The organism is Klebsiella sp. CN_Kp104 (assembly GCF_040064515.1).
Lineage (GTDB): Bacteria > Pseudomonadota > Gammaproteobacteria > Enterobacterales > Enterobacteriaceae > Klebsiella > Klebsiella aerogenes.
In genome coordinates this window covers 66624-79580 of the sequence record NZ_JBEAII010000005.1, presented here as the reverse complement: position 1 = coordinate 79580, position 12957 = coordinate 66624, and the positions used below count along the sequence as shown (strand labels likewise).

Annotated in this window: 16 protein-coding genes; 14 read left to right on the top strand and 2 right to left on the bottom strand. The window is 56.9% G+C overall.

The genetic code is table 11. The features are described 5' to 3' along the window. The first annotated feature begins 4 nt into the window (after positions 1–4). The 11 genes from cysN (at position 5) to rpoS (ending at position 8898) form a co-directional block, all read left to right on the top strand. Complete coding sequence (gene cysN, locus ABLU80_RS08475; protein ID WP_032709009.1) at positions 5–1432, top strand: sulfate adenylyltransferase subunit CysN; 1428 nt, start codon at positions 5–7, stop codon at positions 1430–1432. Next, positions 1432–2037, top strand: a complete 606-nt coding sequence (gene cysC, locus ABLU80_RS08470) for an adenylyl-sulfate kinase (protein ID WP_348849896.1) — start codon at positions 1432–1434, stop codon at positions 2035–2037. The genes cysN and cysC overlap by 1 nt, the downstream gene beginning before the upstream one ends. A 50-nt stretch (positions 2038–2087) precedes the next feature. Next, positions 2088–2414 carry a DUF3561 family protein gene (locus tag ABLU80_RS08465; RefSeq protein WP_015369982.1) on the top strand — a complete coding sequence of 109 codons (327 nt, stop codon included), beginning with the start codon at positions 2088–2090 and terminating at the stop codon, positions 2412–2414. 138 nt (positions 2415–2552) lie between these two features. Beyond that, positions 2553–2864 carry a cell division protein FtsB gene (gene ftsB / locus ABLU80_RS08460; protein WP_015369983.1) on the top strand — a complete coding sequence of 104 codons (312 nt, stop codon included), beginning with the start codon at positions 2553–2555 and terminating at the stop codon, positions 2862–2864. A gap of 19 nt (positions 2865–2883) precedes the next feature. After that, the gene (gene ispD, locus ABLU80_RS08455; protein ID WP_348849895.1) at positions 2884–3594 is read left to right on the top strand and encodes a 2-C-methyl-D-erythritol 4-phosphate cytidylyltransferase; all 711 of its coding nucleotides are present in this window, start codon (positions 2884–2886) and stop codon (positions 3592–3594) included. Beyond that, complete coding sequence (gene ispF, locus ABLU80_RS08450) at positions 3594–4073, top strand: 2-C-methyl-D-erythritol 2,4-cyclodiphosphate synthase (RefSeq protein WP_320944743.1); 480 nt, start codon at positions 3594–3596, stop codon at positions 4071–4073. The genes ispD and ispF overlap by 1 nt, the downstream gene beginning before the upstream one ends. Next, positions 4070–5119, top strand: a complete 1050-nt coding sequence (gene truD / locus ABLU80_RS08445) for a tRNA pseudouridine(13) synthase TruD (protein ID WP_348849894.1) — start codon at positions 4070–4072, stop codon at positions 5117–5119. The genes ispF and truD overlap by 4 nt, the downstream gene beginning before the upstream one ends. Then, positions 5100–5861, top strand: coding sequence for a 5'/3'-nucleotidase SurE (surE, locus tag ABLU80_RS08440; RefSeq protein ID WP_015369987.1), 762 nt, complete (start codon positions 5100–5102; stop codon positions 5859–5861). Before truD ends, surE begins: the two co-directional genes overlap by 20 nt. After that, on the top strand, positions 5855–6481 hold the full coding sequence (locus ABLU80_RS08435; RefSeq protein ID WP_348849893.1) for a protein-L-isoaspartate(D-aspartate) O-methyltransferase: 627 nt from the start codon (positions 5855–5857) through the stop codon (positions 6479–6481). The genes surE and ABLU80_RS08435 overlap by 7 nt, the downstream gene beginning before the upstream one ends. A gap of 124 nt (positions 6482–6605) precedes the next feature. After that, on the top strand, positions 6606–7748 hold the full coding sequence (nlpD, locus tag ABLU80_RS08430) for a murein hydrolase activator NlpD (protein ID WP_015703293.1): 1143 nt from the start codon (positions 6606–6608) through the stop codon (positions 7746–7748). Positions 7749–7905: 157 nt separating this feature from the next. Next, on the top strand, positions 7906–8898 hold the full coding sequence (gene rpoS, locus ABLU80_RS08425; protein WP_015703292.1) for an RNA polymerase sigma factor RpoS: 993 nt from the start codon (positions 7906–7908) through the stop codon (positions 8896–8898). 52 nt (positions 8899–8950) lie between these two features. Here the strand turns inward: rpoS and ABLU80_RS08420 are convergent, their stop codons facing one another. Beyond that, positions 8951–9328, bottom strand: coding sequence for a DUF4440 domain-containing protein (locus ABLU80_RS08420; protein ID WP_348849892.1), 378 nt, complete (start codon positions 9326–9328; stop codon positions 8951–8953). Positions 9329–9450: 122 nt separating this feature from the next. On the opposite strand from ABLU80_RS08420, the gene ABLU80_RS08415 reads away from it, so the two are divergent. Beyond that, positions 9451–10338 carry a LysR family transcriptional regulator gene (locus ABLU80_RS08415; RefSeq protein ID WP_045367332.1) on the top strand — a complete coding sequence of 296 codons (888 nt, stop codon included), beginning with the start codon at positions 9451–9453 and terminating at the stop codon, positions 10336–10338. On the opposite strand, the gene ABLU80_RS08410 is transcribed toward ABLU80_RS08415, so the two are convergent. Then, positions 10335–10754 (bottom strand): MarR family transcriptional regulator, encoded by a 420-nt coding sequence (locus tag ABLU80_RS08410; protein ID WP_047052758.1) that lies wholly within the window; start codon positions 10752–10754, stop codon positions 10335–10337. The genes ABLU80_RS08415 and ABLU80_RS08410 overlap by 4 nt on opposite strands. A 172-nt stretch (positions 10755–10926) precedes the next feature. Here ABLU80_RS08410 and ABLU80_RS08405 point away from each other — a divergent pair, with 172 nt between their 5' ends. Both ABLU80_RS08405 and ABLU80_RS08400 read left to right on the top strand, forming a co-directional pair. Then, complete coding sequence (locus ABLU80_RS08405) at positions 10927–11517, top strand: non-oxidative hydroxyarylic acid decarboxylases subunit B (RefSeq protein WP_032723273.1); 591 nt, start codon at positions 10927–10929, stop codon at positions 11515–11517. Positions 11518–11519: 2 nt separating this feature from the next. Further along, a complete protein-coding gene (locus tag ABLU80_RS08400; RefSeq protein ID WP_045361374.1) occupies positions 11520–12947 on the top strand; it encodes a non-oxidative hydroxyarylic acid decarboxylases subunit C in 1428 nt (475 codons plus the stop codon). Positions 12948–12957 lie beyond the last annotated feature (10 nt).

The window sequence follows — 12957 nt, the reverse complement described above, 5'->3', positions numbered from 1 at the left end:
CGCCATGAACACTACGATTGCACAACAAATTGCTAAAGAAGGCGGCGTAGAAGCTTATCTGCACGCGCAACAGCACAAAAGCCTGCTGCGTTTTCTGACCTGCGGCAGCGTCGATGACGGCAAAAGTACCTTGATTGGCCGCCTGCTGCACGATACGCGCCAGATTTATGAAGATCAGCTCTCTTCCCTGCACAATGACAGCAAGCGTCACGGTACTCAGGGCGAGAAACTGGATCTGGCGCTGCTGGTGGATGGCCTGCAGGCCGAGCGCGAGCAGGGCATCACCATTGATGTCGCCTATCGCTACTTCTCGACTGAGAAACGCAAATTTATCATTGCCGACACGCCGGGCCATGAGCAGTACACCCGTAATATGGCGACCGGCGCGTCCACCTGCGATCTGGCGATCCTGCTGATTGACGCCCGCAAAGGCGTGCTCGACCAGACTCGCCGCCACAGCTTTATCTCTACGCTATTGGGGATTAAGCACCTGGTGGTCGCGGTGAACAAAATGGATCTCGTCGAGTTCAGCGAAGCGCGCTTCAATGAAATTCGTGAAGATTATCTGACCTTCGCCGAACAGCTGCCGGGCAAGCTTGATATCCGTTTCGTGCCGCTCTCGGCGCTGGAAGGGGATAACGTCGCCACCCAGAGCGATAAAATGCCGTGGTACAGCGGCCCGACGCTGCTGGAAGTGCTGGAAACCGTTGACATCCAGCGCGAGGTTGAAAGCCAGCCGCTGCGCTTCCCGGTGCAGTACGTGAACCGTCCGAACCTGGATTTCCGCGGTTTCTCCGGCACCGTCGCTTCCGGTACGGTCACCGTTGGCCAGCGCCTGAAGGTGTTGCCGTCGGGCGTCGAGTCGAACGTGGCGCGTATTGTCACCTTTGACGGCGACCTGCCTCAGGCCGGGGCGGGGGAAGCGATCACTATCGTCCTGAAAGATGAAATCGATATCAGCCGCGGTGATTTGCTGGTTGACGCCGAAGCCTCGTTGCCTGCGGTACAAAGCGCCAGCATCGACGTCGTGTGGATGGCGGAGCAGGCGCTGTCGCCGGGCCAAAGCTATGACATCAAAGTGGCTGGCAAGAAAACCCGCGCCCGCGTTGACGCTATCCGCTATCAGGTGGACATCAACAATCTGACCCAGCGTGAAGTCGAAACCCTGCCGCTGAACGGCATCGGGCTGGTGGAGCTGACCTTTGACGAGCCGCTGGTGCTCGATCCGTATCAGGACAACCCGGTGACCGGCGGGCTTATCTTTATCGATCGCCTGAGCAACGTGACGGTTGGCGCGGGAATGGTCAACGAACCGCACCTGCAGGCGCAGGCCCCGACGTCGCAGTACAGCGCGTTTGAACTGGAACTGAATCAATTGATTCGTAAACATTTCCCGCACTGGGACGCGCGCGATCTGCTGGGAGGCAAGTAATGGCCCGGCATGACGAAAACGTCGTCTGGCATGCGCATCCGGTGACCCACGAGCAGCGCGAGCAGCACCATGGCCACCGCGGCGTGGTGCTGTGGTTTACCGGCCTCTCGGGGTCGGGTAAATCCACCGTCGCCGGGGCGCTGGAAGAGGCGCTGCACGAGCTTGGCGTAAGCACCTATTTGCTTGACGGCGATAATGTGCGTCACGGGCTGTGCAGCGATCTGGGATTCAGTGACGACGATCGCAAAGAGAACATTCGCCGCGTCGGTGAAGTGGCTAAGCTGATGGTCGATGCCGGGCTGGTTGTATTGACGGCATTTATATCTCCGCATCGTGCAGAACGGCAGATGGTACGTGAGCGTTTGGGGGAAGGACGCTTTATCGAGGTCTTTGTCGATACCCCGTTAGCCATCTGTGAGACGCGGGATCCGAAAGGATTGTACAAAAAGGCGCGGGCAGGGGAGTTGCGCAATTTTACCGGTATCGATTCGGTCTATGAATCCCCGGAGAATGCTGAAATTCATCTGGATGGTGAACAATTGGTAACAAATTTGGTGCACCAACTATTAGACCTGCTTCGACAGAGCGATATTATCAGATCCTGAAAAGGCAACGGCATCGAGGGGTGCCGGTCGGCCGGTCAACAGGATTCGATATGCGCAATACCCAGAACCTCAGTATTATTCGTTCAGAACCGCCTCCGGCGGCCAGCGACGAGACCACCTGGTCTTTGTCGGGCGCCGCCGTGGGCTTTATTTCGTGGCTGCTGGCGCTGGGTATTCCCTTCCTCTTGTATGGCGGTAATACGCTCTTTTTCTTCCTCTACACCTGGCCTTTCTTCCTTGCCATTATGCCGGTCGCCGTGGTGGTCGGTATTGCGCTACATTCATTACTGGACGGCAAGCTGATTTACAGCGTTTGCGCGACGATTTTAACCGTCGGGCTGATGTTTGGTCTGCTGTTCCTCTGGCTGTTGGGATAGCCTTTTTGGGATGAATCAAGCCTGGGTATCCATCGCAAAAATGTGGTACAGTCCCCGCGTTACGCGGCATCGTCCGCGCGCCAGGGTAGAGTACTCCGGCGAGTTATGGGATGATGATGCCGTTTTTCAGGGGGCAGGATGGGTAAATTAACGCTGCTATTATTAGCTTTGCTGGTCTGGCTACAGTACTCGCTGTGGTTTGGCAAAAATGGTTTGCACGACTATAGCCGGGTTAATGACGATGTCTCCGCTCAGCAGGCCACTAACGCCAAATTAAAAGCGCGCAACGATCAGCTTTTCGCCGAAATTGACGATCTCAACGGCGGTCAGGAAGCGATCGAAGAACGCGCACGCAATGAACTCAGCATGACCCGCCCGGGCGAAACGTTCTATCGTCTGGTGCCGGATGCCTCAAAACGCAATCAGGGTTCTGCGCAGAATAATCGATAAACAAGCCCAGGATGACAATATGGCAGCCACTTTTCCGGGCGTTTGCGCCGTGGTGCCGGCAGCCGGTTTTGGCCGCCGTATGCAAACGGAGTGCCCGAAACAATATCTCTCAATCGGTAACAAAACGATTCTCGAACATTCGGTCGCCGCGCTGCTGGCGAACGAACGCGTTCAGCGGGTGGTGATCGCCGTCAGCCCTGGCGACGTCCGCTTTAGTCAACTTCCCTTAGCCCATAATCCGCAGGTCACCGTCGTTGACGGCGGCGCCGAGCGCGCCGATTCGGTACTGGCGGGGCTAAAAGCGTTAGCGGATGCGCAATGGGTGCTAGTTCATGATGCCGCGCGACCATGCCTGCATCAGGACGATCTCTCGCGACTGCTGGCGCTGAGCGCGACAAGCCGCGTCGGCGGGATTCTTGCCGCGCCGGTGCGCGATACCATGAAGCGTGCCGAACCGGGCAAAACCGCGATCGCCCATACCGTTGAACGCAATGATTTATGGCATGCGCTGACGCCGCAATTTTTCCCGCGTGAACTGCTATTTGACTGCCTGACGCGCGCGCTGGATGAAGGCGCGACCATCACCGATGAAGCGTCGGCGCTGGAGTACTGCGGCTTCCATCCCGAATTGGTCGCCGGACGAGCTGATAATATTAAAGTAACGCGCCCGGAAGATCTGGCGCTGGCCGAATTTTACCTTACCCGTTCCCGACACCAGGAGAAGGCTTAATGCGAATTGGACACGGTTTTGACGTACACGCTTTTGGCGGTGAAGGGCCAATTATTATTGGCGGGGTACGTATTCCTTATGAGAAAGGGCTGCTCGCCCATTCCGATGGCGATGTCGCGCTACATGCGCTGACCGACGCGCTGCTAGGCGCCGCGGCGCTCGGCGACATCGGCAAACTGTTCCCGGATACCGATCCGGCCTTTAAAGGCGCGGATAGCCGGGAGCTGCTGCGTGAAGCGTGGCGGCGGATTCAGGCGAAGGGATATACCCTTGGCAACGTTGACGTCACCATCATCGCCCAGGCGCCAAAAATGCTGTCGCATATCCCGCAGATGCGCGTGTTTATCGCCGAAGATCTCGGCTGCCATATGGACGACGTCAATGTGAAAGCGACCACCACCGAGAAGCTTGGCTTCACTGGCCGTGGCGAAGGCATCGCCTGTGAAGCGGTGGCGCTGCTGCGTAAGGCTGCGCAATGATCGCCTTTGATGACTTAACATACCTGCACGGCAAGCCGCTGGGCCAGGGGCGGCTGAAGGCCAATCCGGAAGACTTTCTGGTGGTCGAAGACCTCGGTTTCGCCCCTGATGGCGAAGGCGAACATGTGCTGGTGCGGATTCTGAAAAATGGCTGCAACACCCGTTTTGTTGCCGATGCGCTGGCGAAATTCCTTAAAATCCATGCGCGCGAAGTGAGCTTTGCCGGGCAAAAGGATAAGCACGCGGTCACCGAACAGTGGCTGTGCGCCCGCGTGCCGGGCAAAGAGATGCCGGATCTGAGCAAGTTTCAGCTCGAAGGCTGCCAGGTGCTGGAGTATGCCCGCCATAAGCGTAAGCTGCGTTTAGGCGCGCTGAAGGGCAACCAGTTCACGCTGATCCTGCGGGAAATCAGCGAACGCGACGATGTCGAAAAGCGCTTGCAGGCGATTGCCGACGGCGGCGTGCCGAACTATTTTGGCGCGCAACGCTTTGGTATCGGCGGCAGTAACCTGCAGGGCGCTTTGCGCTGGGCCGAGAGCGGCGAACCGGTGCGCGATCGCAATAAACGCAGTTTTTGGTTGTCGGCGGCTCGCAGCGCGTTGTTTAATCAGCAAGTTGCAATTAGATTAAAAAAAACGGAATTTAATCAGGTTGTTGATGGCGATGCGCTACAATTAGCGGGGCGCGGAAGCTGGTTTGTGGCAACCACCGAAGAGTTGGCGGAATTGCAGACGCGGGTCGATAACCGCGAGCTGATGATTACCGCTGCGCTGCCGGGCAGCGGCGACTGGGGCAGCCAACGCGACGCGCTGGCCGCCGAGCAAGCCGCGATAGCCGAAGAAACGTCGCTACAGGCGCTGCTGACGCGCGAAAAAGTTGAAGCCGCGCGCCGGGCGATGCTGCTGTATCCGCAGCAATTGTGCTGGAACTGGTGGGATGATGTCACTGTTGAACTGCGCTTCTGGCTGCCAGCGGGAAGTTTTGCCACCAGCGTGGTAAGGGAACTTATCAATACAACGGGTGACTATGCGAATATTGCTGAGTAACGATGACGGTATCCACGCGCCGGGGATCCAAACCCTGGCGAAGGCCTTACGCGAATTTGCCGAGGTCCAGGTTGTTGCACCCGATCGTAATCGCAGCGGCGCCTCAAATTCGCTCACGCTGGAATCTTCTCTACGCACGTTCACCTTTGAAAATGGCGATATCGCCGTCCAGATGGGCACGCCGACCGACTGCGTCTATCTCGGCGTTAACGCGCTGATGCGCCCGCGCCCGGATATTGTGGTCTCAGGAATCAACGCGGGCCCCAATCTTGGCGATGATGTTATCTATTCCGGTACCGTCGCGGCCGCGATGGAAGGCCGCCATCTTGGTTTTCCCGCCCTTGCCGTTTCGCTGAACGGCTATCAACATTACGATACCGCGGCGGCAGTGACGTGCACCATTCTGCGCGCGTTAAGCCGCGAGCCGCTGCGTACCGGGCGGATCCTCAACATCAACGTGCCGGATCTTCCCCTCGAGCAAATCAAAGGCATTCGCGTCACCCGCTGCGGTAACCGGCATCCGGCCGACCAGGTCATCCCGCAAAAAGATCCGCGCGGCAATACGCTGTACTGGATCGGCCCGCCGGGAGATAAGCGCGATGCCGGGCCGGGGACCGATTTTGCGGCGGTGGATGAAGGCTATGTTTCCGTAACGCCATTGCATGTCGATTTAACCGCTCATCAGGCACATGAGGTGGTAACCGATTGGTTAGAACGCGTCGGGGTTGATACGCAATGGTAAGTAAACGTGTTGAAAGTTTGTTGAATCAGCTACGCACTCAGGGCATCGTCGATGAGCGAGTCCTCGAGGCAATCGCGCAGGTTCCGCGCGAAAAATTCGTTGATGAAGCCTTTGAACATAAGGCGTGGGAAAACACCGCGCTGCCGATTGGCCAGGGGCAAACCATCTCGCAGCCTTATATGGTGGCGCGGATGACGGAGCTTCTGGAACTGACGCCGGACTCAAGGGTGCTGGAAATCGGCACCGGCTCCGGCTATCAGACGGCGATCCTGGCGCACCTCGTGCACCACGTCTGCTCGGTTGAGCGGATTAAGAGCCTGCAGTGGCAGGCGCGTCGGCGTCTTAAACAACTTGATTTACATAATGTTTCAACCCGTCATGGCGATGGATGGCAGGGTTGGCAGGCTCGCGCGCCTTTTGACGCGATTATCGTCACCGCCGCGCCGCCGGAAATTCCGACCGCGCTGATGGCGCAGCTTGATGAAGGCGGCGTGCTGGTTTTGCCTGTCGGTGAAGAACATCAGTACCTGAAGCGGATCCGTCGCCGCGGCGGCGAATTTTTCATCGATACCGTCGAAGCCGTTCGCTTTGTTCCGCTCGTCAGAGGGGAACTGGCCTGAACCCGGATTATTCCAGGTTTTTTTTGCCTAAGTTTAGGCGTAGGGTGGACACATTTTTCAGTGTCCTGGCCGGGCGCTGCCCGGTAAGCAAGATATTGGCAGTTAACATATTCCTGGGGGATAAATGAGCGCGGGAAGCCCAAAATTTACCGTAAGCCGTATTGCGGCGTTGTCACTGGTTTCACTCTGGCTGGCCGGGTGTACAAATACCAATAATCCGCCTGCGCCGGTGAATTCGGCAAGCGGCGCTGCGTCCTCCAGCACCAATTCCGGGATGCTGATTACACCGCCATCCTCCGGCGCGCAGCAAGTTCCGCCGGCTCAGCCGATTCAGCCGATGCAGACCCAGCCAATTCAGACTCAGCCGACCCAGGTTCAGCCGATGGCTCAGCAGCCGGTACAGACGGTGAACGGTAAGATCGTTTACAACCGTAAATATGGCGATATTCCGAAAGGCAGCTACACCGGCGGCAGCACCTATACCGTTAAGCGCGGCGATACCCTGTTCTATATCGCATGGGTCACCGGCAACGATTTCCGCGATCTTGCGGAACGCAACAACGTCCCGGCGCCGTACGCGCTGAACGTGGGCCAGGTGCTGCAGGTCGGCAACTCCGCAGGCCAGCCGATCACCGGCGAAAACCCGGTATCTCAGGCTAGCGCGCAAGCAAGCGGCGGTGCGACGGCCACCACAACTTCTGCACAAAAATCCACCGCAGTGGTTGCGTCACAACCGACTATTACGTATTCTGAATCTTCAGGTGAACAGAGTGCTACTAAGATGTTGCCGAATAATAAACCAGCAACGACCACGACAGCGGTCGCTCCGGTTACGGCGCCATCAACCGTTAGCACAACCCAACCGACTGCAAGCAGTACGTCTACCAGTTCGCCGATCTCATCATGGCGCTGGCCGACTGATGGCAAGGTTATCGAGAACTTTAGCGGCGCGGAAGGCGGCAATAAAGGTATCGACATTGCAGGCAGTAAAGGACAGGCTATTGTCGCGACCGCCGATGGGCGCGTCGTCTATGCCGGTAACGCACTGCGCGGTTACGGTAATCTTATTATCATCAAACACAACGATGATTACCTGAGTGCCTACGCTCATAACGATACCATGCTGGTTCGGGAGCAACAGGAAGTCAAAGCGGGGCAGAAAATCGCTACCATGGGTAGCACCGGAACCAGCTCAACAAGATTACATTTTGAAATTCGTTACAAGGGGAAATCCGTCAACCCGCTGCAGTACTTACCGCAGCGATAATTTGGCAAAGTACGGATAAGCGTAACACCATGAAAGGCGCCAGGGCGGTCGCGATATGCCTCCTTCAGTGGAGGCATAAAGAGGATAACTCCGGCGTCGTTTAGTGATGGGTCGCGGAAGGTGCTTTGCTCAGGGATCACGGGTAGGAGCCACCTTTATGAGTCAGAATACGCTGAAAGTTCATGATTTAAATGAAGACGCGGAATTTGATGAGAACGGAATGGAGGTTTTCGACGAGAAAGCCTTAGTAGAAGAGGAACCCAGTGATAGCGATCTGGCTGAGGAAGAGCTGCTGTCGCAAGGCGCCACCCAGCGCGTTCTCGATGCGACACAGCTGTATCTTGGTGAGATTGGTTATTCCCCGCTGCTGACGGCCGAAGAAGAAGTCTATTTCGCCCGTCGCGCACTACGTGGAGATGTTGCTTCACGCCGTCGCATGATTGAAAGTAACCTGCGTCTGGTGGTGAAGATTGCTCGTCGTTACAGCAATCGTGGTCTGGCGCTGCTGGATCTGATTGAAGAAGGTAACCTCGGCCTGATCCGCGCAGTTGAGAAGTTTGACCCGGAGCGTGGGTTCCGTTTTTCAACCTACGCCACCTGGTGGATCCGTCAAACGATTGAACGGGCGATTATGAACCAAACCCGTACCATTCGTTTACCCATCCATATTGTGAAAGAGCTGAACGTTTATCTGCGTACCGCGCGCGAGTTGTCGCATAAGCTGGACCACGAGCCAAGCGCCGAAGAGATAGCCGAACAGCTGGATAAACCGGTTGATGACGTTAGCCGTATGCTGCGTCTGAACGAGCGCATTACCTCAGTGGATACCCCGCTGGGCGGTGACTCAGAAAAAGCGCTGCTGGATATTCTGGCCGATGAAAAAGACAACGGCCCGGAAGACACCACGCAGGACGATGATATGAAACAAAGCATCGTCAAATGGCTGTTCGAACTGAACGCCAAACAGCGCGAAGTACTGGCTCGTCGTTTCGGGCTGCTGGGATATGAAGCCGCAACGCTTGAAGATGTGGGTCGTGAAATCGGCCTGACCCGCGAACGCGTGCGTCAGATTCAGGTGGAAGGCCTGCGCCGCCTGCGGGAGATCCTGCAGGGACAGGGGCTAAACATCGAAGCGCTATTCCGCGAATAAATCGTTTTCTCTCAAAAAGGCCCAATCCAGCGATTGGGCCTTTTCCTTTGCATTAACCGATACGGGTTTCCTGCAGGTGACGCCAGAGGATTTTTCCCTCAATGCGTTGAAATATCGCCGTGGACCAGCGCACGACTTCGCCTCGTTCCGGCAGGGTCTGGCTTTCGCGGTAGAGCACCGCGCCGCCGTCATGCCATTCGCTCAACACCTGCGCATTATCAACCACGATACTTAATCCCGGGCGGCTGCCGCCAGCGCTATGGAAAAAGCCGCTTACCGTCGGGTAATCCATCTTAGCGCCGCTGATAGGAACCATTGTAAATTCTTGCGCAAAACGGCTCATCAGCGCTTGTGCGCTACCTTCTTTCCGGCCCAGCCATTGTTCAATGATCACGTGGGCGTCGATAACTTCTTGGATCCATGGGTTCATGTTTTCTCCGGATTAAGCTGCAGGCAATGCAGGGGATTACTGTAAACCGCGTCTCAGGGGCGGATAAATGCGCTTTTCAGGGATATACTGTCTAAAAATTTTTGACAATAAGCTCTATTCAAATGCTAAACCTGCAGCGCGTTACCATGTTTGTCGCCGTTGTTGATGCCGGAAGCTTTACTGCCGCGGCGGCGGCGCTTGGGCAGACCAAAGCGGTGGTCAGTTTTAACGTTCGCCAGCTAGAGAGTGAATTGGGGGTGACGTTGCTGCTGCGTTCGACGCGCCGGTTAACGCTCACCGAAGCCGGGGCGGTGTTTTACCAGCGCGGCGTCGGGCTGTTGAAAGACGCGGAGAATTTACAGGATGAGGTGCGCGCCAGCCACGCCGGGTTAAGCGGTGAACTGCGGATCACCACCACCCCGGAATATGGCGCCCAGGTGATTATCCCGGCACTGGCGGAATTTGCTCGTCGACATCCGGCGCTGCGGGTGCGTCACGTCTCATCGTCTTATCACGCGGATTTGATCTCTGAACGTTTTGATGTCGCGATACGCCTCGGGACCCTGGCCGATTCACGCTATCATGCGGCCCGGATTTCGCGTTTCGCCATCGTGCCCGTGGCCTCGCCGATTTGGCTGGATAAACATCCGCTGCGCACGCTTGCCGACCTGGCACAGGCGGAGTGGATAGTTAACGAGCGCTTAGCGACGCCGCTGCGCTGGCAGCTCCTGACCGTCGAAGGGCAATCGATCGCTTTTGAAATTACGCAACCACCGCGGATCTCAGCCGATAGTGCACAAGCGTTAATGGGCTTCGCGCTGGCGGGAAGCGGGGTGGCGCTGCTCCCGGAGTGGCTGGTGGCCGAAGCTATCGCGCGGCAGGAGCTGGTGCGGGTAGTGCCAGAGTATATTTTTCCATCGCAGGGGGTATACGCCGTCTACCCGGACGCGCAGCATGTGCCAACCAAGGTCCGGGCATTTATCGATTTTCTGCGCGAACGAACCGCTTAATCCGCGTTTTTACTTTCCATCATTTTCAGCACCAGCCGGGAAAACTGCGCGCGCTCCTCTTCGTTAAGGCGGCTCAAAAATTCTTCATCGACCCGGTTGCCCTGCGGCATGGAATTTGCCAGCAGCGCCTGCCCTTCATTCGTCAGATAGACAAAGCGGCGACGTTTATCGCTCGGATCGTGTTCGCGGCGTACCAGCCCGCGTTTCTCCATCCGGCTAAGCATCTCCGCCAGCGTCGCTTTCGTGCTGACGGCCGCTTCGATAAGCGTCACCTGCTCGATACCAGGATGTTCGGCGACCGAGCGCATCACCGCGTATTGCGGCTTGGTCAGTTCCGGTAATTCATGCTGCCAGCGCGCGGTATGCTGTTGAAAAAGCTGGCGTAGAAGGTGGAACGCCTCGTTACGTAACTCCATGGACACTCCGTCACAAAAATATCACCTTTATGATAGCCGTATTTTCGGCTTCTTTTCACATCTCATTTTTTTGATTATTGATGCGATCGTGTACGAACGATATTGAGATCCCCTAAGAATGAGCGTAGTTTTAATACAAAGGTTCGTATACGAACAATGTATGAGGTAGCGAATGAAACTGATTATTGGGATGACCGGGGCGACCGGCGCGCCGTTAGGCGTCGCGCTGTTACAGGCGCTGAATGAAATGCCGGATGTGGAAACGCATCTGGTCATGTCGAAATGGGCAAAAACCACCATTGAGCTGGAAACGCCCTATAGCGCTCGTGATGTCGCCGCGCTGGCGGACTTCTGCCATAGCCCTGCGGATCAGGCCGCGACCATCTCATCAGGATCGTTTCGTACCGACGGCATGATTGTTATCCCCTGCAGCATGAAAACGCTGGCGGGTATTCGCGCTGGCTATGCGGAAGGGTTAGTCGGCCGCGCGGCGGACGTGGTGCTGAAAGAGGGGCGCAAGCTGGTTCTGGTGCCGCGTGAAATGCCCCTGAGCACCATTCATCTGGAGAACATGCTGGCGCTGTCGCGCATGGGCGTGGCGATGGTGCCGCCCATGCCTGCCTATTACAACCACCCGGAAACGGTAGAGGATATCACCAACCATATCGTGACCAGGGTGCTGGATCAGTTTGGTCTCGAATACCACAAAGCGCGTCGCTGGAACGGCTTACGCGCGGTCGGGAATTTATCACAGGAGAATTAGTCATGGCTTTTGATGATTTACGCAGCTTTTTGCAGGCGCTGGATGAGCAGGGGCAACTGCTAAAAATTAGCGAAGAGGTGAATGCCGAGCCGGACCTCGCCGCTGCCGCTAACGCCACTGGGCGCATCGGCGACGGCGCGCCGGCGCTATGGTTCGATAACATTCGCGGCTTTACCGACGCCCGTGTCGCCATGAACACCATCGGTTCCTGGCAAAACCACGCGATTTCGCTGGGGCTGCCGCCAAACACGCCGGTGAAAAAGCAGATTGATGAATTTATTCGCCGCTGGGATAAATTCCCGGTAACGCCGGAGCGTCGCGCCAATCCGGCGTGGGCGGAAAACACCGTTGATGGCGACGATATCAACCTGTTCGATATTCTGCCGCTGTTCCGCCTGAACGATGGCGACGGTGGTTTCTATCTCGACAAAGCCTGTGTGGTTTCGCGCGATCCGCTTGACCCGGACAACTTCGGCAAGCAGAACGTCGGTATTTACCGGATGGAAGTGAAAGGCAAGCGCAAACTGGGCCTGCAGCCGGTACCGATGCACGATATCGCGCTGCATCTGCATAAAGCGGAAGAGCGCGGTGAGGATCTGCCCATTGCCATCACCCTGGGTAACGATCCGATTATTACCCTGATGGGCGCCACGCCGCTGAAATATGATCAGTCAGAATATGAGATGGCGGGCGCGCTGCGCGAAAGCCCGTATCCCATCGCCACCGCGCCGCTGACCGGCTTTGACGTTCCCTGGGGCTCAGAGGTTATCCTTGAAGGGGTGATTGAAGGGCGCAAGCGTGAAATCGAAGGGCCGTTCGGCGAGTTCACCGGCCACTACTCAGGCGGCCGCAATATGACGGTGGTGCGTATCGATAAAGTCTCTTATCGCACAAAACCGATTTTTGAATCGTTGTATCTCGGAATGCCGTGGACCGAAATCGACTATCTGATGGGCCCGGCGACCTGCGTGCCGCTGTACCAGCAGCTGAAGGCGGAGTTCCCGGAAGTGCAGGCGGTCAACGCCATGTACACCCATGGCCTGCTGGCGATTATCTCCACCAAAAAACGCTACGGCGGTTTTGCCCGCGCGGTGGGATTACGGGCGATGACTACCCCGCACGGCCTCGGTTACGTGAAAATGGTGATTATGGTCGATGAAGATGTCGATCCGTTCAACCTGCCGCAGGTGATGTGGGCGCTCTCCTCGAAGGTCAACCCGGCGGGCGACCTGGTACAGTTGCCGAACATGTCGGTACTGGAGCTCGACCCAGGTTCCAGTCCGGCGGGGATCACCGACAAACTGATTATCGACGCCACCACCCCGGTTGCGCCTGACCTTCGCGGTCACTACAGCCAGCCGGTTCAGGATTTACCGGAAACCAAAGCCTGGGCTGAAAAACTGACCGCCATGTTGGCCAACCGTAAATAAGGAGAAGAAG

What these genes read in the sequence shown, in the direction of transcription:
- cysN (WP_032709009.1), top strand. Translation starts at nt 5, where the DNA reads ATGAACACTACGATTGCACAACAAATTGCTAAAGAAGGCGGCGTAGAA.
- cysC (WP_348849896.1), top strand. Translation starts at nt 1,432, where the DNA reads ATGGCCCGGCATGACGAAAACGTCGTCTGGCATGCGCATCCGGTGACC.
- ABLU80_RS08465 (WP_015369982.1), top strand. Translation starts at nt 2,088, where the DNA reads ATGCGCAATACCCAGAACCTCAGTATTATTCGTTCAGAACCGCCTCCG.
- ftsB (WP_015369983.1), top strand. Translation starts at nt 2,553, where the DNA reads ATGGGTAAATTAACGCTGCTATTATTAGCTTTGCTGGTCTGGCTACAG.
- ispD (WP_348849895.1), top strand. Translation starts at nt 2,884, where the DNA reads ATGGCAGCCACTTTTCCGGGCGTTTGCGCCGTGGTGCCGGCAGCCGGT.
- ispF (WP_320944743.1), top strand. Translation starts at nt 3,594, where the DNA reads ATGCGAATTGGACACGGTTTTGACGTACACGCTTTTGGCGGTGAAGGG.
- truD (WP_348849894.1), top strand. Translation starts at nt 4,070, where the DNA reads ATGATCGCCTTTGATGACTTAACATACCTGCACGGCAAGCCGCTGGGC.
- surE (WP_015369987.1), top strand. Translation starts at nt 5,100, where the DNA reads ATGCGAATATTGCTGAGTAACGATGACGGTATCCACGCGCCGGGGATC.
- ABLU80_RS08435 (WP_348849893.1), top strand. Translation starts at nt 5,855, where the DNA reads ATGGTAAGTAAACGTGTTGAAAGTTTGTTGAATCAGCTACGCACTCAG.
- nlpD (WP_015703293.1), top strand. Translation starts at nt 6,606, where the DNA reads ATGAGCGCGGGAAGCCCAAAATTTACCGTAAGCCGTATTGCGGCGTTG.
- rpoS (WP_015703292.1), top strand. Translation starts at nt 7,906, where the DNA reads ATGAGTCAGAATACGCTGAAAGTTCATGATTTAAATGAAGACGCGGAA.
- ABLU80_RS08420 (WP_348849892.1), bottom strand. Translation starts at nt 9,328, where the DNA reads ATGAACCCATGGATCCAAGAAGTTATCGACGCCCACGTGATCATTGAA.
- ABLU80_RS08415 (WP_045367332.1), top strand. Translation starts at nt 9,451, where the DNA reads ATGCTAAACCTGCAGCGCGTTACCATGTTTGTCGCCGTTGTTGATGCC.
- ABLU80_RS08410 (WP_047052758.1), bottom strand. Translation starts at nt 10,754, where the DNA reads ATGGAGTTACGTAACGAGGCGTTCCACCTTCTACGCCAGCTTTTTCAA.
- ABLU80_RS08405 (WP_032723273.1), top strand. Translation starts at nt 10,927, where the DNA reads ATGAAACTGATTATTGGGATGACCGGGGCGACCGGCGCGCCGTTAGGC.
- ABLU80_RS08400 (WP_045361374.1), top strand. Translation starts at nt 11,520, where the DNA reads ATGGCTTTTGATGATTTACGCAGCTTTTTGCAGGCGCTGGATGAGCAG.